Annotated in this window: 15 protein-coding genes and 2 pseudogenes; 10 read left to right on the top strand and 7 right to left on the bottom strand. The window is 39.0% G+C overall.

Going from position 1 to position 18968, the window contains the following annotated elements:
- A pseudogene (locus EXE29_RS00005) lies at positions 1-360 on the bottom strand (alkyl hydroperoxide reductase subunit F); the annotation flags it as partial.
- 234 nt (positions 361-594) lie between these two features.
- Between EXE29_RS00005 and EXE29_RS00010 the strand changes: the two are divergent.
- Positions 595-810 carry a DUF1653 domain-containing protein gene (locus tag EXE29_RS00010; protein ID WP_106985835.1) on the top strand — a complete coding sequence of 72 codons (216 nt, stop codon included), beginning with the start codon at positions 595-597 and terminating at the stop codon, positions 808-810.
- An 86-nt stretch (positions 811-896) separates the two neighbouring features.
- On the opposite strand, the gene EXE29_RS00015 is transcribed toward EXE29_RS00010, so the two are convergent.
- Positions 897-1103 carry a KTSC domain-containing protein gene (locus EXE29_RS00015; RefSeq protein ID WP_106985834.1) on the bottom strand — a complete coding sequence of 69 codons (207 nt, stop codon included), beginning with the start codon at positions 1101-1103 and terminating at the stop codon, positions 897-899.
- A gap of 475 nt (positions 1104-1578) precedes the next feature.
- Here EXE29_RS00015 and EXE29_RS00020 point away from each other — a divergent pair.
- Positions 1579-2553, top strand: a pseudogene (locus EXE29_RS00020) (linear amide C-N hydrolase).
- A gap of 106 nt (positions 2554-2659) precedes the next feature.
- Here the strand turns inward: EXE29_RS00020 and ahpC are convergent.
- Positions 2660-3223: an alkyl hydroperoxide reductase subunit C gene (gene ahpC, locus EXE29_RS00025; protein ID WP_067767636.1), complete on the bottom strand. Its 564-nt coding sequence runs from the start codon at positions 3221-3223 to the stop codon at positions 2660-2662.
- A 520-nt stretch (positions 3224-3743) separates the two neighbouring features.
- Here ahpC and hrpA point away from each other — a divergent pair.
- The 7 genes from hrpA to EXE29_RS00060 all read left to right on the top strand — a co-directional run bounded on the left by hrpA (position 3744) and on the right by EXE29_RS00060 (position 15422).
- Positions 3744-7607, top strand: coding sequence for an ATP-dependent RNA helicase HrpA (gene hrpA / locus EXE29_RS00030; RefSeq protein WP_106985838.1), 3864 nt, complete (start codon positions 3744-3746; stop codon positions 7605-7607).
- Between the two features lie 30 nt (positions 7608-7637).
- Positions 7638-8747: a beta-ketoacyl-ACP synthase III gene (locus EXE29_RS00035; RefSeq protein WP_106985833.1), complete on the top strand. Its 1110-nt coding sequence runs from the start codon at positions 7638-7640 to the stop codon at positions 8745-8747.
- Positions 8748-8801: 54 nt separating this feature from the next.
- Positions 8802-9572 (top strand): lysophospholipid acyltransferase family protein, encoded by a 771-nt coding sequence (locus EXE29_RS00040; RefSeq protein ID WP_120363590.1) that lies wholly within the window; start codon positions 8802-8804, stop codon positions 9570-9572.
- Positions 9573-9749: 177 nt separating this feature from the next.
- Positions 9750-11780: a hypothetical protein gene (locus tag EXE29_RS00045; protein WP_120363591.1), complete on the top strand. Its 2031-nt coding sequence runs from the start codon at positions 9750-9752 to the stop codon at positions 11778-11780.
- Positions 11781-11885: 105 nt separating this feature from the next.
- Positions 11886-13601: a DEAD/DEAH box helicase gene (locus tag EXE29_RS00050; protein ID WP_117007548.1), complete on the top strand. Its 1716-nt coding sequence runs from the start codon at positions 11886-11888 to the stop codon at positions 13599-13601.
- Positions 13602-13736: 135 nt separating this feature from the next.
- Complete coding sequence (locus EXE29_RS00055; RefSeq protein WP_106985829.1) at positions 13737-14060, top strand: gamma-glutamylcyclotransferase family protein; 324 nt, start codon at positions 13737-13739, stop codon at positions 14058-14060.
- A 171-nt stretch (positions 14061-14231) separates the two neighbouring features.
- Positions 14232-15422: an MFS transporter gene (locus EXE29_RS00060; protein ID WP_120363592.1), complete on the top strand. Its 1191-nt coding sequence runs from the start codon at positions 14232-14234 to the stop codon at positions 15420-15422.
- Positions 15423-15584: 162 nt separating this feature from the next.
- Here the strand turns inward: EXE29_RS00060 and EXE29_RS00065 are convergent, their stop codons facing one another.
- Entirely contained in the window at positions 15585-16046 is a 462-nt protein-coding gene (locus tag EXE29_RS00065; RefSeq protein ID WP_117007550.1) for a DUF441 domain-containing protein, read from the bottom strand.
- Positions 16047-16198: 152 nt separating this feature from the next.
- On the opposite strand from EXE29_RS00065, the gene EXE29_RS00070 reads away from it, so the two are divergent.
- On the top strand, positions 16199-16915 hold the full coding sequence (locus tag EXE29_RS00070; protein ID WP_120363593.1) for a pseudouridine synthase: 717 nt from the start codon (positions 16199-16201) through the stop codon (positions 16913-16915).
- Positions 16916-17050: 135 nt separating this feature from the next.
- On the opposite strand, the gene EXE29_RS00075 is transcribed toward EXE29_RS00070, so the two are convergent.
- The 3 genes from EXE29_RS00075 to EXE29_RS00085 form a co-directional block, all read right to left on the bottom strand.
- A complete protein-coding gene (locus tag EXE29_RS00075) occupies positions 17051-17494 on the bottom strand; it encodes a GNAT family N-acetyltransferase (protein WP_106985825.1) in 444 nt (147 codons plus the stop codon).
- 93 nt (positions 17495-17587) lie between these two features.
- Positions 17588-17929: a type II toxin-antitoxin system RelB/DinJ family antitoxin gene (locus EXE29_RS00080; protein ID WP_106985824.1), complete on the bottom strand. Its 342-nt coding sequence runs from the start codon at positions 17927-17929 to the stop codon at positions 17588-17590.
- Positions 17930-18035: 106 nt separating this feature from the next.
- Positions 18036-18947, bottom strand: coding sequence for a pseudouridine synthase (locus EXE29_RS00085; RefSeq protein WP_228198689.1), 912 nt, complete (start codon positions 18945-18947; stop codon positions 18036-18038).
- Positions 18948-18968: the final 21 nt, after the last annotated feature.

Raw genomic sequence — 18968 nt, forward strand, 5'->3', positions numbered from 1 at the left:
GAAATCTGATTTAATACCTAAGCCTTTGATTGAAGCCAATACTTCATCAGATACTTTTGGTGCATAACCTGAAGTTTGTAGCAATGCCAAGATCAGTGATGTGAACTCATGGCCCATAGGAAGGCCAGCAAAGAATACACGCGGTTCTTCCCCTGCTTTTGCAATACCGAAGCTAGGCGCACGTTTGTTTGTGCCATCGAAACGAGCAGTCACTAAGTTTGATAATGCAGCAACTTCTTCAACCAATTCTTTGATTTTGTCTGATTTGTCAGAGCCATTTAAAGTCGCAACGATTTCGATTGGACCTTCAAGGCGTTCAAGAAGAGTTTTTAATTGTGCAGAAGTATTTTGATCTAACATTGCTAACGTCTCCAAAGGAGTAAATGTATATTTGATGGGATAAGAATAAGATAAATATAAAAATAGATAAAACAGTTTGTTTTTATAAAAACAATCGGTTTTATAAATAATTGGTTAATTTCATTTGAAATTTCAACTTAATAGATAAGGTTGATTCTCTGGATTTCAAGTGAAAGTTGCATTTACGAATTAAAAATTCGTTATGATGCGATTATTTAGCGCGGAGACGAGAATATGGAATTGCAACGCGGGATTTATCAGCATTATAAAGGACCACTTTATCAAGTATTTTCAGTCGCTACACATAGTGAAACGGCAGAAAAATTGGTGGTATACCAATGCTTGTACGGTGAGTATTCGATGTGGGTTCGTCCATTAAGCATGTTTTTAGAAACAGTTGAATACAACGGGGACGTATTGCCACGCTTTAAGTTTATTCAGGCAGTTTAAGGTAGATGTGGCAGGGCTGAACAATGTAGCCCTGCATCATAAAATAACAATGCCATCAAGATTGATGGCATGAAAGCTAGTGAAATTCACTGAATGCTGAGCCGAGTAAAGTGCAAATCGTATTCTAAATATTTATGCACAAAAGCGGTTTTATCATTACATCGCATTAAATTGTCGTATACAAAAGCGGGGACAGGGTGGTAAAGATCACCTGAGCCATTATTATAAAAAATCGTTAAATAGCGTGATGATGCACTATATTTCCAGGACGTTACAGCAATCGGTGTTCCCATAAGCTACTCCCTTCGTTGATTTAATCTGAATCAATCTTTTTCAATACAGAACTTCTTCTGTCTCTTGAACTTAAGTTAAATTAAGAGATGCTAATAGCATAGATTTGTAACAAAAAATAATCAGTTTTCAAGCTGAGCTCATGAGCAATATGATGTGATTATGCTCACCATAGCGATTTGCGCGGTAAAAATAATAAATATTTGAAATTTATGATAATGAGGAGATTATGGTCAAAAGTGTATTGTCTGTGATAAGAATTAAATATTAGAACAAAGCATAAGCCGTGAAAGTTCAGCGTACTGTTTGTAGGTTCACGTGTAGAGATGCAAAGTAGATTTACTCAGCACATTACAATTTTAAAAAAATATTGCGATTAAAACATTCATCTAGAGGGTAAGCGTATGAAAAACGGGATGTAGTATGATGGTCATATCAGGCCTGCTATTAAGTTCTTGAGCAGATGCATGTACTCATGTGGTATTTCAAGGGTAGCGGCAAAATGTAATGACGGCCCGCTCCATGGATTGGAAAAGTGATGTGGGTACCAACCTTTGGATTTTACTGCAAGGTGTTAAGCTTAGGGGTAATGCAGGCAAGAACTCGACACAATGGACCTCAAAATATGGCAATGTGATTGCTACAGGCTATGATATTGCGACCACAGATGGTTTAAATGAAAAGGGTTTGAATGCCAATTTACTCTGGTTGGTAGAAGCTGAATACCCACAACTGGAGCAAACTAAAAAGCCAACACTGAGTATTTCACTTTGGGCGCAATACATGTTGGATAATTTTGCCACTGTGGCAGAAGCAGTTCAATTTTTACAAAAAGACCCCTTTGCTGTGATTTCTGATCAAGTCCCCGGCGAACAACGCTTAGCAACTTTGCATTTATCGTTATCGGATGCGACTGGGGATAGCGCGATTATTGAATATATTGCTGGAAAGCAAGTGATTCATCATGATGCAAGTTATCAAGTGATGACCAACTCCCCAATATTTGATCAGCAATTGGCGTTAAACCAATATTGGAAGTAAATAGGTGGGACAACTTTTTTACTAGGAATCAATCGCGCAGCTGACCGATTTGCACGTGCTTCGTTTTATATTCATGCCATTCCTAAAAATGCAGAGACTCAGTTTAGCTTAGCCAGTGTATTTAGTGTGATTCGCAATGTATCTGTGCCTTTTGGTTTAAATACAGAAGAAGAACCAAATATTTCTTCTACGCGCTGGCGTACTGTGGCAGACCATAAAAACTTGAAATATTACTTTGAGTCTGCTGTGTCACCGAATGTATTTTGGGTGGACTTAAAACAAATTAACTTCAAGCAGTCTCGAACACGTAAGTTGAATTTAGGCAAAGATCAGGCAATTGCATACGCAGGTGATGCTACGGCTAAATTTGTAGAGACAGCGCCATTTAGCTTTTTAGGTGTAAATCCCTAAAATGGTTATGAATGTACCAGATCTAATCTTTAAGATTATCCTTCGCAAAAATAAAAAAAACCGCGCTAAAAGCGCGGTTTTTTAATCAGTTTAATCTAATTAGAAATTAGATTTTACCAACTAGGTCGATTGAAGGAGCAAGAGTTGCGTCGCCTTCTTTCCATTTAGCTGGGCAAACTTCGCCTGGGTGAGCGTGTACGTATTGAGCTGCTTTAACTTTACGAAGAAGTTCAGAAGCATCACGGCCAATACCACCAGCGTTGATTTCAACGATTTGGATTTTGCCTTCAGGATCGATAACGAAAGTACCACGGTCAGCAAGGCCGTCAGCTTCGATTAATACGTCAAAGTTTTTAGCAAGAGTCCAGTTTGCATCACCAACCATTACGTATTGGATTTTTTTGATTTCTTCTGAAGAATCGTGCCAAGCTTTGTGAGTGAAGTGAGTGTCAGTAGAAACTGAGTAGATTTCAACGCCTAATTTTTTGAATTCTTCGTAGTTGTCAGCAAGGTCACCAAGTTCAGTTGGGCAAACGAAAGTGAAGTCAGCTGGGTAGAAGAATACTACAGACCATTTGCCTTTAAGATCAGCTTCAGTTACTTCGATGAACTGACCGTTTTGGAATGCAGTAGTTTTGAATGGTTTAACTTCAGTATTAATTAAGCTCATCATTGTCTCCATGATTGAGGTTTGTATTTGATTTCTAATAGAGTATCGAACTTTAAGTCATTGCTGAAATAGTATTTTTACATTACAAATATCGGAAAAACCGAATTAGAAAAATATCCACAGACTTAAAGTCAGATGATTCTGTTCATTTAGCATGAAAAATATGATGTCTAAATGACAAAATGATCGACCCAAATACTCGCTTAAGAACATGATGCCAGTGAGTTAAAAATTCAAGGGTAGATTTTAAAAAAGTCATTTTTATTTTTTATTGGACTCAAATTTGGGCATGACATTTCGTTAAAGCAGACACAAGCAAATTTTTAAATCGTATGCACTAAAAAGTAGAGCTGAGCGGTATAGAGCGATTTGAATTGTGATGTTTGGCGCTAAAGTGTATTTGAATGTTTGAAACGGGACATCAGGAGATTGGGAATCTATTTGAAAACGAGTAGAATAGGGCGTTTTCAGATAGTTGTAGGGCGTTCACTTGGTTGCAAAAGGTTTAAATGTAGAAAATATGGTGATGGCACGTGATCTTCACCGTTTAAATCGATTGCGCAAAGGCAAAGACGCCAATGAAAAGCAATATCAAGAATTATTTGAGAAATCACATCTCAAAGTACTTGAGCGTGTGGAAAGCATTCCAAACATCAAGTTGAATCAAGATTTGCCTGTAACTCAATATGCAGACAAATTGATTGATGCGATTCAAAGCAATCAAGTGATTATTGTTGCTGGTGAAACAGGTTCGGGTAAAACCACACAGTTACCTCAAATTGCAATGCTTGCAGGCCGTGGTTTGACGGGGATGATTGGCCATACGCAACCACGCCGATTGGCTGCACGTAGTGTCTCACAACGTATTGCAGAAGAAGTTGGGCAAAAACTGGGTGAGGCAATTTCTTTTAAAGTTCGTTTTAATGAACAAGGTTCGCAAGATTCTCTTGTACGCTTAATGACGGATGGTATTTTATTGGCAGAGTTGGCCAATGACCGCTTCCTCACCAAATACGATACGATTATCATTGATGAAGCACATGAGCGTTCGCTCAATATTGACTTCATCATGGGTTATCTCAAGCAATTATTGCCACGTCGTAAAGACTTAAAAGTGATTATTACGTCTGCAACATTAGATGTGAACCGCTTTAGTCAGTATTTTAACAATGCGCCTATTTTTGAAGTCGAAGGCCGTAGTTTTCCTGTCGAACTGCGCTATCGCCCTATTTCAGAACTGAGTATTGTGGGCAGTGATGACGACGAATTTGATGATTTTGAAGAAAATCTGCCCCGTGCTGTGGTGTCAGCAGTAGAAGAATGTTTTCAGGATGCGCAAACGAAAGGCCATCCAGAGCATGCTGATATTTTGATTTTTGCCAGCACTGAGCAAGAAATTCGTGAATTACAAGAAACATTAATCAAACATGGCCCACGTCATACGGAGGTTTTACCACTGTATGCACGTTTAGCTTTAGCCGAGCAACAAAAAATCTTTAACCCTACTGGGGGTGGTCGACGCATTATTATTGCCACCAACGTTGCAGAAACAGCGTTAACTGTTCCGAATATTCGTTATGTGATTGACAGTGGTTTTGCTCGTATTTCACGTTATAACTATCGCTCACGCATTCAACGTCTACCAATTGAAGCGGTATCACAAGCAGCGGCTAATCAGCGTAAAGGTCGCTGTGGTCGTATTGCACCGGGTGTGTGTATTCGTTTGTATTCGGAAGAAGATTTTCAGAGCCGTCCAGAATTTACAGAACCTGAAATTAAACGTACAAATTTGGCTTCTGTAATTTTGCAAATGCAAAGTTTAGGCTTGGGTTCATTAGAAGATTTTGATTTTATTGAGCCGCCAGATCACCGTTTAGTCAATGATGGTCGTAAGCTTTTAATTGAGCTTGGCGCAATGGCAGATAAGTCTAATGCTCAGCAAGGCAAGCATGCTCATGCCAAAGGTGACTCATTAACCAAAATTGGTCAGCAAATGGCAAAAATGCCGATAGACCCACGTTTGGCACGTATGATTTTAGGTGGTGCTCATTTTGGTGTGTTAAATGAAGTGTTGGTGATTGTGGCTGCTTTAGCTGTGCAAGATCCACGTGAACGTCCTGCCGATAAGCAAATGCAAGCAGACCAAAAACATGCTTTGTTCCGCGAGGCCGATTCCGACTTTTTGTTTTATACCAAATTATGGGACACGCTAAACGATAACCGCGAAAGCATGAGTGAAAATAAACGACGCTCATTTGCCCGTACTCACTTTTTAAGTTGGTTGCGTTTACGTGAATGGAAAAAGACGCATGAGCAGTTGGTTGACTTAGCTAAAGGTTTAAAGCTGTCATTTAACGAAAAGAAAGCGAGCTATGAAAATTTACATCGTGCTTTATTAACGGGTTTACTGTCGTTTATTGCCAACAAAACAGATGAACGAAATGTATTCATGGCGGTACGTCAGCAAAAAGCGCGTGTATTTCCAGCCTCGACCTTACATAAAACCAATACACCTTGGGTGATGGCTTTTGAAATGGTTGAAACTTCACAGGTGTATTTGCGTACTTTGGCCAAAATTGAACCCGAGTGGATTTTGTTGGCTGCGCGTGATTTGTTAAAGCATCACTATTTTGAACCACACTGGTCGAAAAAAGCCGGCGTGGTGAATGCTTATGACCAAATTTCGCTATTTGGTTTGATTATTGAGCCAAAGCGACAAATTAATTATGAAAAAGTCGATCAACCTGCAGCACATGAAATCTTCCTGCGTGATGCGTTAACCACAGGGAACTTAGGTGTAATCCCACCATTCTTAAAACATAACTTACTTAAACTTGAAGAAGTAGAGCGTGTAGAAGATAAATTGCGTCGTCGTGATTTGGTGGTGGATGAAGAAACGATTTATCAATTTTATGCCTCTAAAGTGTCAGCTGAAGTTGCAAGCCGACGTAGCTTTGAAGATTGGCGTGCTACTGTTGAACAACAGCAACCACGTTATTTATTTATTGAAGATGATGCACTTTGGCTGAATGACCGCCCAACAACGCAACAATTCCCAGATTATTTGCGTAATGGTGAGCTGAGATTGGCGGCTACCTATCATTTTGACCCAAGTCATGATGAAGATGGTGCAACGGTTAAAATTCCACTACAGGCCTTGCCACAAGTAGACGAAGGAATTTGGTCTTGGGGAATTCCAGGTTGGCGTGAGGACCTGATCGAAGCGTTATTAAAGTCTTTACCTAAAGATAAACGCCGCGGCTTGGTACCCATCCCAGACACCGCGAAAAAGTTGATGGCAAGACTTGATGCTGTACATTTGAATCAGCATATTTTTAGCTTTTTGGCTTATCAACTGCGTGGGGATCAAATCACAGAAAAAGATTTTTCATTTGATCGTATTGAGCAATATTTACAACCACTGATTAAAGTCATTGATGAAAAAGGCCGAATGGTTGAACAAGGTCGTGATTTAAGTGAGTTAAAAGCACGTTGCCGCACAGAAACCCATAGCCCAGTCAAACAATTAAAAGGTGAATTCAAAAGCTTCCCAGAGTCTTTTGTATTTGAAGCTTCACAAAAAGTGACAGGGGTGGTGGTTAAGCAATATCAGGCCTTGGTTTCTGTAAAACCTTTTGCGAGCCTAGAGCAAAAAGATGAATCGGGTGTTGTGATACAAACCTTTAATGACCAAGCAGAAGCCGTGCGAAAGCATCGTGAAGGTGTGATTCGTTTGGTGTATATGCAATTGGGTGATGTAGTTCGTCAGTTAAAAAAACAGATTTCAAAACCTTTAGCTTTGGCATATTCGCCATTGGGTGATAAAGCAAAATTAGAGCAAATGTTAGTTTATGCCACACTGCAAGTTGCAATAAATGAGCTTCCTGTCAATGAGCAGGAGTATCAAAACTTAGTTTTAAATGTAAAAAAATCTTTCTTAACCCATGGTCAGCAGGTCTTGGCCACATTAAGTGAAATTTTTATTCAATGGCAGGATATCCGTCGCAAACTGCTGGTTTTAGATGATTCTATCTTTGGAAAAAATATTGATGATATTGAAGATCAGCTAGATTTGATGAATTTATCAGATTTTGTTTATGTGAAACCAACCGATGTTTGGCAAGAATTTCCGCGTTATTTAAAGGCCTTGGTGTTGCGTTTAGATCGCTTAGCAAATAATCTGCAAAGGGACAATTCTGCCATTGATCAAGTTGACCCATGGATGGAAAAATTATTTAAGTTTAAAAACGATGCTCGTCTAAAAGAATTGTATTTCATGGTCGAGGAATTACGCATTTCTTTATTTTCACAACCAATGAAAACAAAGATGCCAATTTCTCCAACCCGGTTGCAAAAACTATGGGAAAAACTTGGAATCAGTTAAGATAGTGGCAATTTCAAAAAGGAGTTTTACATGGGCATCCGCATTACAGGTACGGGTTTATATCATCCAGAAGACATTATTACCAACGAAGAGCTGGTAGAAGGTCTCAATGCTTATGTGGAACAGTATAACCAAGACAATGCTGAAAAAATTGCAGCAGGTGAGCTAGAGGCTCGTCGTGGTTCGAGCGCAGAATTTATTGAAAAAGCGTCAGGCGTAAAGCGTCGTTATGTTGCAGAGAAAACAGGTATTTTAGATCCAAAGCGTTTACGTCCATTGTTGCGTGAACGTTCAAATGATGAATTATCTATTCAAGCAGAATGGGGCGTGACTGCTGCCAAACAAGCGATGGAAAATGCAGGTGTTACTGCAGAAGACATCGATGTGGTGATTTTATCTTGCTCTAATTTGCAACGTGCATATCCAGCAGTAGCGATTGAAATTCAAACTGCGCTGGGTATTCAAGGCTATGCATACGACATGAATGTGGCTTGCTCAGCAGCGACTTTCGGTATTAAGCAAGCTTATGATGCGATTAAAGCTGGTGCTCGTCGCGTATTGTTGGTTAACGTTGAAATTACGTCGGGTCATACAGATTTCCGTTCGCGTGATTGTCACTTTATCTTTGGTGATGTTGCAACTGCATCAATTATTGAAGAAACAACAAGCAAAACTGGTTTTGAAGTGCTCGACATTAATTTGTTTACCCAGTTCTCAAACAATATTCGCAATAATTTTGGTTTCTTAAATCCAAGTGAAACGACGGATACTGATGATAAGCGTTTCCGCCAAGACGGACGTAAAGTGTTTAAAGAAGTTTGTCCTTTAGTTGCGAAAATGATTTCAAAGCAATTAGAGAAAAATGAAATTGAACCCGCAAATGTGAAGCGTTTTTGGTTACATCAAGCCAATGCCAGTATGAATGAATTAATTCTGAAATTGGTGGTAGGTAAAGAAAATGCAAAAGCAGATTTAGTACCAATTATTTTGGATGAGTTTGCAAATACGTCATCAGCAGGTGTCATTATTGCTTTACACCGTACTGCAGACCAAGTGGATGATGGTGAATATGGCGTATTGTGTTCGTTTGGTGCGGGTTATTCAGTAGGTTCAATCCTCGTACAAAAACACGTTGCATAAATCCTGATTTTAGGTCTTTATAGACTGAACAGTAGATATGTAAAAGGTACACAGGTGCAGGTACAACATGATGCAAAATGGATTGGGCGAATTAGTTCGATCTCCAAGCAATATTTTCAGCCAACTTTTTTAGGCGCAGAATATATTGATGCATCTATACCTGCAATGTATGTGGGTAATCATACGATGTATGGTGTGCTTGATGCACCGATGATTATCGACTACCTGTACAATGAACATAAAGTGGCTGTGGTTAGTATGGCTGACCATAGCCATTTTTATTTGCCTGTTTGGCGTGAGATTGTCAAAAAGTTTGGTGCGGTGGACGGTGTACAAGAATACGTCCGTAGCGTGATGCAACAAGGCTATTCCATCTTAGTTTTCCCAGGTGGTGGGCGTGAGGTGCTGAAACGTAAAGGCGAAGCTTATCAGCTGATTTGGAAAGAGCGTTACGGCTTTCTAAAACTGGCGCAAGAGTTTGGTTATGATATTGTACCTTTTGCTGCCTTAGGTGGTGATGAAGCTTATGAAATTGGTGTAGATGCTTCGACGCTAGTGAATACTAAATTTTTTCAAACCTTGCTCAAAGTCCCAAGATTAGCGAAATTGTTAAGGCATGGAGAGGTCATTCCATCTTTACCTAAAAGTTTAATTCCAAAGCGATTACCATTTTATTTTCAATTTATGCCCCGTCAAAGTCTGATGCAGATTCAAGATGTGGAGGAGTTGAAAGCATTTCGTGAGCACATACAGCAACAGATTTATCAGGGAATATCTGATTTAAAACAATATCGTGAGCAACAACACGATCTTTTTGCGCATTAAATTATACTGTAAAAAGCGTTTGAGCTATGACTATGTTGTATAAAGGTAGCGTAGTGCTAAAGTGTATTTCACATAAGCCATAAATTCGCTCAGGCTATAGAAAAGACTGGAGCAAATAGCGAATATTTCCTATATTGAAGAAATAAATAAAATGTATGAATCAATAAGGAGTGGGGGATGGATCAAAAAGACGTTACCACTTCTTTGGTGGCGATTGCGAAACAGTTGCTACGTATTTCACAGGGTTTAAATCGCCTGTATCTTGATCAAATTGAATTGGCAGGAAACATTACTTCGCAAAACATGTTCAAAATTGAACCTGCAAAGCAACGTATTATTTTGGCGAATCAATTATTTTCCATTCATTTTCATACGCCAGAACGTTATACAAGCTTGGGCTGTCTAAGCTCACCAACTTTATTTGACATGCATTTTGTTGCTGGGCAACCACATGCCGAAGCGTTGGAGGAGTTCTTTTTACATGAGATTTACTTTTTAACGGGTGATCGTAAGCCACAGCATTCGCTTTTACTCAGAAGCAAGGCGCAAAAACTTAAACAGTTACTACTTGAATATATTTATCAGTGCTGTGAGGTTGAACAGCGGGCAGAAGCTTTTTTACAGCAAATTACGCAAGTACAAGCTGAAATCACTGATCATTTAATGATAAAAGCCAAGTATTACAAAACGCCCATTTTGCAAAATTTTCGCCGTAAAGATGTCGCTATTCCAGAAGCAGTGATCGAACAATTTAAAACGATGTTTCGCTTTGATCTATTAATGGAGACAGAATTCTTGCCTGTGCAGAATTTGATGGAAAGCTTTGATGAGTTTGGCTATACCGCGACGCAGTTTTTAGATGCACCTGTGTATCGAGTTATGTCTTTAAACTTTGTAGAACGCTTTAATTTAAATGATTTACAGGAACATCGAGCGGATATTGAACTGCTATATCGGCATGCGCTTGAGCAACCTAAAATGTTGGGTTTTTTACGCCTGATGCACCGTGAAGTATGGCAACAGCCAGATATTTTATCTAAGCAACATTTTGTACAGGCTAATACACGAATTTGGCAAAAAAAAGCGGCGAAGCTACCACTCTTCGATGGTATGCGCACTGTCAATTGGTTGTACCGTCAATCAAGTGAAGTGATCGATTGGATCAGTGAAAATATTCAGCATAGCAGTGTACGTGTAGCCATGACGGCCATGAGCTTTATTGATTGTAGTCAGCAACATCCTCAAATTATTTTAGCGACGTTGCAGTATTTTCAATATGCTGCTGCTCGCATGTTTATTAGTCGGTGTTATGAGTTTGCAAATCAGGAACAGTGGTTTGAGCATCCGAACAATACCCATGCCGTTTTACAAGGGACGCAACAGGCGATGGATGATCATCGTATTGCAATAAGCCATTCTATTTTATATTTAGATGAGTGGATGGCCTTGGTTCGTTGTATTGCACGTGAAGACCAAACACTTGAAAAACGAGTTTATGCCTCACTCAGTCGAGTGATGCAGGCGTATTTACAGCATTTGTCTAAAATTACCCAGCCTTTGGCAACCGAGTTGATTGCGTTTATACGCCCAGAAACTCAGCAAAATAGAGATTTTCACAGTACCTTAAGACGTCACCGTATTCAGTTGGATGATTTTCGTCAGCGTTTCTATTTAGTTCATGAGCAATCACGGGAGTCGTTATTTGATGCTTATGTCCGTGATTATCTCACAGCATATTTTGCAGAAAATAAAGTCATTGCCAAGAATGTGACATGGTTTGGCTTATATCAGCAGGCGATTGTTTGGCATGATGAAATTCAAAAAGAAGAAATTATGACCAAGCTCAAAAAAGACTGCTTAAAAGCATCATGGAGTGCGTGGAGTCATTCGCCGCAAATACAGTTTGAACAATGGTTGATTGAAGAGTTGACATCTATAGACCGCATTATTCAAGAGTCTAAAGTATTTCGGCATTGTTTGGCCGCCAGTTATGCACATCGGATTATAGAAGGTGAATATGTGGCTTTTCATGTGATGCCACTCGATTCAACGCTCGCACCGATGACTTTAGGTTGCGTATTACAAAATGAAGTCTTGATTTTTGATCAGTTGGAACATGCTCATAATAAAAAAGCTCAAGTAACAGCAACAATGATTGCCTGTCGTTTTATTGAGTTTCTGAATCTACGAAATCAACAATCCATTTGATTCAAGCAAAGTACGATTCAATACGCGACAGACTCTGGCGGATGAAGCTTAACTTTTGAGGTAAAAGTCGGTAGGCTATAGCGGTTCTTTAATGGTATAGGTCTTATGAATCAGGAAACCGCACTCAAGTTATTAAAAGCTGGTGAAAACGTATTTTTAACAGGCTCGGCAGGTGCGGGTAAAACATATACCTTAAATCAATATATTAATTATCTAAAAGCGCGCAAGGTGACGGTTGCGATTACAGCATCTACAGGTATTGCAGCCACACACATGAATGGCATGACGATTCATACTTGGGCGGGCATAGGCATTAAAGATGCGATTTCTGAAGATGAACTCAAACGCTTAAAAGAACGTAAATATTTAAAAGAGCATTTAGAAAATGCCCAAGTATTGATTATTGATGAAATCTCGATGCTACATGCCAAGCAACTCAACTTGGTGAATAAAGTCCTGAAGTTTTTTAAAGAAAGTGATGAAGCCTTTGGTGGGATTCAAGTCATTGCGGCTGGTGACTTTTTCCAGTTGCCACCTGTAGGCCGTAATGAAGAACGCAATCGCGATAAGTTTTGCTTTATGTCTGAGGCTTGGGTCGAAGCCAAATTTCGCGTGTGTTATTTGACTGAGCAACACCGTCAAGGCAATGACTATTTAAATGATATTTTAAATGCAATTCGTGCGCAAACGATTGGTCCTGCACACTTAGAAGCATTAAAACAAACACGCACACAAGATATTGGCGATACCTTTACACGTTTATATACCCACAATATGGATGTGGACAGTATTAACTTCAAACATTTGAATGAAATTGAGCAGGAAGCGAAGCAATTTGATGCGCAGTGTGATGGTAATGAAAAGCTCATCGAAACCCTGAAATCATCTGTGCGTGCGCCAGAAACACTCAATTTAAAGAAAAATGCCAAAGTGATGTTTGTAAAAAACAACTTTGATGTGGGCTATATCAATGGCAGTTTGGGTGAAGTGATTGGTTTTGAAGAAGACGATGAATACGGTGTATTGCCTAAAGTTAAACTTACGGATGGTACGACTTTAATTGTGGAGCCTGAAACATGGTCAGTCGACAATGACGAAGGTAAAACTATTGCCAGTTTTCAGCAAATTCCCTTACGTTTGGCATGGGCAATTACCATTCATAAATCACAAGGTATGACTTTAGAAGCTGCTGAGATTAATCTCAGTCATACTTTTGAAAAAGGCCAAGGCTATGTTGCCTTGTCGCGTTTAAAAACCTTACAAGGCTTAAGATTATTAGGTTTTAATGAGCAAGCACTTGAGTTAGATAGTTTGGCTATTAAAGCAGATCGTCGTTTTCAAGAGCTTTCTGCAGAAGCAGAAAATCAATTTGCAGATATTGATTTAACCCCACAACATAAAGCATTTATTCGTCACTGTGGTGGCACATTAAATGAATATGAAATTGAGCGTAATGAAAAGAAAATCGCCAAAAATGGTGCGAAACAAAGTTATGGTTCAGCTACTTTGGATGAAACACGAGCATTGTTTGAAGATGGCTATGATATAGCAGATATTGCACAAGAGCGTGGTTTAACTCCAGCGACAATTATTAATCACTTGGCTCGCTTGCAAAAAGAACAGGCGCTCGATATTTCTGTTGCTCATCCGGGTGAAGAAACAGTGGAACAAGTCCGTAAAATTTATAAACGTTTGATGAAGCGTAAAGATGCCGAACATTTTAATGATGACGGTAGCATTAAATTACGTCCGATTGTGGAACAGACCAGCCCGCGTATGGGTTATGACCAAGTGCGTTTGGCTTTGTTATTTGTTGAATAGTTAATCTAAATACAGATTGAATTAATATTTTGATTCATAAATAAAGCCATTTATTTCCAACGCTTTGGGTTGAAATAAGTGGCTTTTAAATTTGAACGTTAAAGTACAGAGACAATGAAATTGGAAATACACAATATGCAAAGTTTATTTGTATACGGCACTTTACGCCTCGGTGAGCCGAATGCACATGTGATGGAGCGAATTGGTGGCACATGGTTTAAAGGTTATATATTGGGGAACTTAGAAAATAGCGGTTGGGGTGCGGCTTTAGGTAGTCCTGGAATTCGTTTGAAAGATGACGGAAATCCTGTTCAGGGCTATGTATTTATATCTGAGCATTTAGAGGATCACTGGGAATATTTGGATGAGTTTGAAGGCGTGGAATATCATCGCCAAGCTGTGACCGTATATTTGGAAGATGGAAAAGTGATGCAAAGTCAGGTGTATGCTTTGATCTAATTGAATAAGTTTGAATGATACAAAATGAGAGTAATTAATAAATTATTTACTAAAATCTAATTTTTTGGCTTAAATTATCGCAAATAGATATTAATTTATATTTTTTGACGATATTAATTAAATCTTATATTTGCTATGTTACTGCCTTATTCAAGTAAAAGATTTTATTAAATGTCAGCAAAAGTACAATGGTTTGCAAAGGATTTACTCATCATTGGTGCTGGTTTTGCCGCTGCGATGCATATTGGTAAATTACCCGCTGCTATCCCTATTTTACAGGCTGAGCTAGGCTTAAGTTTGGTGCAGTCGGGTTTACTATTGTCCTGTATACAATGCGCAGGGATGTGCTTTGCGCTACTGATTGGTAGTTATGTATCAAAGTTAGGTTTAAAGCGTTGTGTATTGTTGGGGCTCAGTTTACTCACTTTAGCCAGTATCTGTGCCGGACTCACGCAGTCGGTACTGTCTTTATTTAGCATGCGAATTATAGAAGGTTTTGGCTTTTTACTGGTTACCTTGAGTGGGCCAGCGCTTATTCGCGAGTTGGCACCTATGCAGAGTTTACCGGCCAAAATGGGCTTATGGGCGGCTTATATGGGCGGAGGAGTAGGCATTGCTTTAATTACTGCACCTATGTTGATTCAAAGTTGGTCATGGTCTGTGGTTTGGTTTAGTTATGCACTCATTACATTGAGCTTTTTAATTGGTATTGCATGGTTTATTCCAAATACAACGCCTTCTTCACAAGCTGTACCGCTAAAATCTTTAATTAAACTTACATTGCAGCATCAGCCAGCATGGTTACTCGCGTTGATATTTGGAACTTATGCAGGGCAATGGTTTGCTTTGGTGGGCTTTTTACCGACGATTTATGAGCAAAATCATATTGCACCTACTTTGGCGGGATTGCTTACGGCAAGTGTATCTATCGCAAATGCCGTAGGTACTTTTATCTGTGGGTTACTGTTACAACGAGGCTTGCAGGCGAAGCTGCTGGTCATTTTGGGATTTGTTGTATTAATTGCTTGTGCATTACTTTTTTATACAGCAAAAGACAGTTTGCCTTTTATGCTGCAATACGTAATGGTTTTTGGCTTTTCATTATTTGGTGGCTTGGTAGCGGGAAGTATCTTTGCACAAGCCCTACATTTTGCCCCAAGTCCTATGGCGATTAGCACGACTGTGGGGATGATTTTACAATGTTCTGCACTGTCTCAATTTTTATTACCGCCAAGTATCGCATTCTTAGTGTCTAGCACTGGAACTTGGTTGTGGGTCGGTGTGCTCATGAGTGTTCTGTCTATTCTGGGTATTGTGCTTACACAGCACTTATTTGCAATTCAGCCCAAAACTTCTGCTTAAGTTTTTGGGGGGAGCTTTGGTTGGGAGGCATTCAAAGCCAACACATTAACTCTGTTGGCTTTTGCTATAACTAAGACGTGTGAAAGTACATACAACTTTTAATTATAGAAGAATAACTTTTTTGCCATTTGATCTTTTTAGGGCGAAGCTGATCAAGCTGTGTTATTGGCCAAGCCCAATAATGAGTGACAAAATACCTGCAGCAATTAATGGTCCTACAGGTACACCTCTTAATAAAGCAACCCCAGCGACTGTACCAATCAGTAATCCAGCAACAATATTAGGCTGATTACTCATCAGTTGTACGCCACGACCACCTAACCAAGCCACAAACACACCAATAGCGATGGCAAATAAGGATTTCCAATTTAAAAAGGATTTCAAAATTTCATCGCCAGGGATTTTGCCACTTGCGATTGGTGTGAGTACACCAATGGTCAGGATGATGATGCCAATATTTAAACCATGCTGTTGCAGCAAAGGAAAATATTCACTTAAAGGCGTAATACGAAACACAATGAGCACAGCTGCTGCAATGGTTACAGCAGTGTTATGACTAAAGACACCACACGCCAATAAAACAATTAGGACAATAAGGTTTAAATCAAGGTTGGAAAGGGTCATCACGGGAGATATAGGATTTGCATTGACAAGTAGAGTATAAAGCATATTTTTACTGATCGTGGCTCAGGTCGATTTTCCGCTGCATTGTTTTGAGTTGGGTTTCAGATCATGATCCTTTAGAATATCAGGCGATTTATTTGAGATATGCTTTTATGTTGTTGGAAAAAATGTTGCAGTCACAGGGCTTTGGTTCACGTAAATATTGCCAACAGTTAATTAAAAGCGGTGCTGTTCAAATTCATGGTGAGTTGATTGATAATCTCAAATATAAAGTAAATTTGGATCAGTTAGCGTTTCAAGTTTATGGTCAAAACTATGTTTATCGAGAAAAAGTTTATATCGCCCTACATAAGCCTAAAGGCTATGAATGTTCACATCAGGCGACCCATCATTTTAGTGTGTTTGAGTTTTTTGATGATGCGCTAATGAATCGAGGTTTACAGTGTGTGGGCCGCTTAGATCAAGACACAACAGGCTTGTTGTTGTTAACGGACGACGGTCAGTTTTTGCAGGCTTTAACGCATCCTAAAAAGCATGTGCCAAAAGTTTATGAAATGTATACGGCCGATGATGTAACAGACGCGCAGCTACAACAGCTTGAGCTGGGTGTAGAGCTACGCAATGAAAACGGTATATTTGCTGCTACAGAAGCTATGCGCTTAGCAGAGAAGCAACTACGTTTTACTGTGCATCAAGGTGTGTATCATCAAGTGAAACGCATGGTTGCGGCTGTAGGGAATAAGGTAGAGCAATTACATCGGGCGCAGATTGGACAATTGGGCTTGGAACAGTTAAATCACTTAGCAGAAGGTGAGTGGGTTTATTTAACTGAGGCGCAAATTGAATTAGCAAAGCAACGCGCTGAATAGCTTTTTAAAGTTAAATTGACTGATATGTTATGCATGCGTGGATTGGAACTACGCATGCGATTGATAGATGCTGTTGTTGCATGATTTTGTTTAAATACAAAGATCGCTGAATTTACAAAGATAACTATTAGAGGCTTATTTTAAAAAACAATGGTAGGTTTGAAATTCTTCATCTTTTACAAAACCCATAGATTCATATAATGCATGCGATTGAAAATTATTCTTTTGTGTTTCTAAGCTAATACGCTGCGCATTTTCATGGCGTGCAAATAAGATTGCAGTATCAATCAGTTGTTTGGCAGAGCCTTGGCGCCTAAAGGCAGGTCGGACATAAACATCATCTAAGAGATAATAACGAGAACAAGCAACAGAAGAAAAACCTAAATACAGTAAGACAAAGCCCGTAAATAGATCATCTTTAATATGAATGAAGATCACACTTTCTTGATTAGCAAAGCGTTGTTTTAAAAACTGAAAAGAAAGGTCTAAATTGGAAGAAGCACCATAAAACTGACGATATTCATCAAATAATATTGCAAGTTGCTTTAAATCTGATTCTACAGCGCGTCTTACAATCATGCTTTACTCCATGCTTAAAATTAGAGGGTTGCATGAAGCATAACGAATAATTAAAAAACTGTGATTTTTAAATTGTTTAAAAATACGACAGTGTTAAGTTTTGTCACCTTCGCCCAAAATAGCATTGAGTTCCTCAAAGATATCTAAATGCTCATCATCTAAATCTATATCGCTTGAAGTCATCATATTGTCTGCATCTGTTGCTGCCACAGATGATTTCACATCTTGTTGCTTCAGTTTGCGTAAACGAATTAATTGTTCAAGATTGATGTTTTGATTTTCAATCGAAAAGGGGATAGATTTTGTAAGTACAACTTGCTTGAAAAACAGACGCACAGCTTGAGCTGGTGTAATCCCCAGTTGTTTAAATACCGCAAATGCTTGTTTCTTTTCTTGGGAATCCAAGCGGATTTGGTAGACTTCAGTTTTTCTCATAATTTTAGAAAGCTTTTAAATACTTAACTTTTCGCATTTATTTTAATCTATTACACGCCAAATTCAATCCTTCAACTCATAAAAATATGAATTATTTGTAATGACATTAAGATGACAGTGTGAGGTCAAATGTGGAGCTTAAAGAGATCTGCTGTTTAGATACAGGGTCTATAAACTCGATATGCTTGGCCAGTAATTGTAGTGGTGCGCTAAAGTCATGATCATCTTTGTGCTTGACTTGCGGATAAAATGGGTCATTTTGAATCGGAATACCCAAGTGGCTAAGGTGTAAACGGAGTTGGTGTTGTTTACCAGTATGGGGGGTGAGTAAGTATTTTGCCCACTGCTGATTATGCTCTAAGAGTTGAATTTCTGTTTCACTATTGGCTACGCCTTCTATTTGACGCATGGTATAAAACGGCTCACCTTTTTCCATTCTTAAACGAAGCGTAAGTGGCAGTTTTAAAGTGGGTAGATAGGGTGCAATCGCATGATAGGTTTTTTGCACTTTACGATCGGCAAATAACTGCTGATAGATACCGCGACTTTCAATGCACTTTGAAAATAAAACAATCCCTGCAGTTTCACGGTCAAGACGATGAATTGGCGTGAGATGCTCAATGCCAGTTTGTTTCTTTAAGCGAACCAAAAGCGTTTCTTGTACATATTGTCCTGTGGGACTAATAGTGAGAAAGTGGGGTTTGTCTACGGCAATAAAGTGTTCATTTTCAAAAATAATATGGTGTTCGAAAGGCACATGAATTTCATGTGTTAAAAACCGATAGTAAAACACGTGGCTATTTGGCTGAAAGGGACTATTTGCATTGAGTTTTTGCCCTTGCGCATCAAAGATCAGCCCATCTTGAAAACGTTGTAACCATTCTTGCGCCTCAATATGTGGAAATTCAAGGCACAAGTATTGGTAAATGCTCTGTGGTTGTGGCTGTAAAGCTTTTAAAAACACTTTACTGGCACTTACGCCATTGATCATAGGTGGTATGAAATTAGAAAGAAGCATGGGCATATTCAATAGGAGATG

The organism is Acinetobacter sp. WCHAc060006, from assembly GCF_004209135.1.
Taxonomy (GTDB): domain Bacteria; phylum Pseudomonadota; class Gammaproteobacteria; order Pseudomonadales; family Moraxellaceae; genus Acinetobacter; species Acinetobacter cumulans.

What these genes read in the sequence shown, in the direction of transcription:
- EXE29_RS00015 (WP_106985834.1), bottom strand. Translation starts at nt 1,103, where the DNA reads ATGGGAACACCGATTGCTGTAACGTCCTGGAAATATAGTGCATCATCA.
- EXE29_RS00075 (WP_106985825.1), bottom strand. Translation starts at nt 17,494, where the DNA reads ATGATTGTAAGACGCGCTGTAGAATCAGATTTAAAGCAACTTGCAATA.
- EXE29_RS00055 (WP_106985829.1), top strand. Translation starts at nt 13,737, where the DNA reads ATGCAAAGTTTATTTGTATACGGCACTTTACGCCTCGGTGAGCCGAAT.
- EXE29_RS00085 (WP_228198689.1), bottom strand. Translation starts at nt 18,947, where the DNA reads ATGCTTCTTTCTAATTTCATACCACCTATGATCAATGGCGTAAGTGCC.
- EXE29_RS00070 (WP_120363593.1), top strand. Translation starts at nt 16,199, where the DNA reads ATGTTGTTGGAAAAAATGTTGCAGTCACAGGGCTTTGGTTCACGTAAA.
- EXE29_RS00045 (WP_120363591.1), top strand. Translation starts at nt 9,750, where the DNA reads ATGGATCAAAAAGACGTTACCACTTCTTTGGTGGCGATTGCGAAACAG.
- ahpC (WP_067767636.1), bottom strand. Translation starts at nt 3,223, where the DNA reads ATGAGCTTAATTAATACTGAAGTTAAACCATTCAAAACTACTGCATTC.
- EXE29_RS00035 (WP_106985833.1), top strand. Translation starts at nt 7,638, where the DNA reads ATGGGCATCCGCATTACAGGTACGGGTTTATATCATCCAGAAGACATT.
- hrpA (WP_106985838.1), top strand. Translation starts at nt 3,744, where the DNA reads ATGGTGATGGCACGTGATCTTCACCGTTTAAATCGATTGCGCAAAGGC.
- EXE29_RS00080 (WP_106985824.1), bottom strand. Translation starts at nt 17,929, where the DNA reads ATGAGAAAAACTGAAGTCTACCAAATCCGCTTGGATTCCCAAGAAAAG.
- EXE29_RS00065 (WP_117007550.1), bottom strand. Translation starts at nt 16,046, where the DNA reads ATGACCCTTTCCAACCTTGATTTAAACCTTATTGTCCTAATTGTTTTA.
- EXE29_RS00050 (WP_117007548.1), top strand. Translation starts at nt 11,886, where the DNA reads ATGAATCAGGAAACCGCACTCAAGTTATTAAAAGCTGGTGAAAACGTA.
- EXE29_RS00060 (WP_120363592.1), top strand. Translation starts at nt 14,232, where the DNA reads ATGTCAGCAAAAGTACAATGGTTTGCAAAGGATTTACTCATCATTGGT.
- EXE29_RS00010 (WP_106985835.1), top strand. Translation starts at nt 595, where the DNA reads ATGGAATTGCAACGCGGGATTTATCAGCATTATAAAGGACCACTTTAT.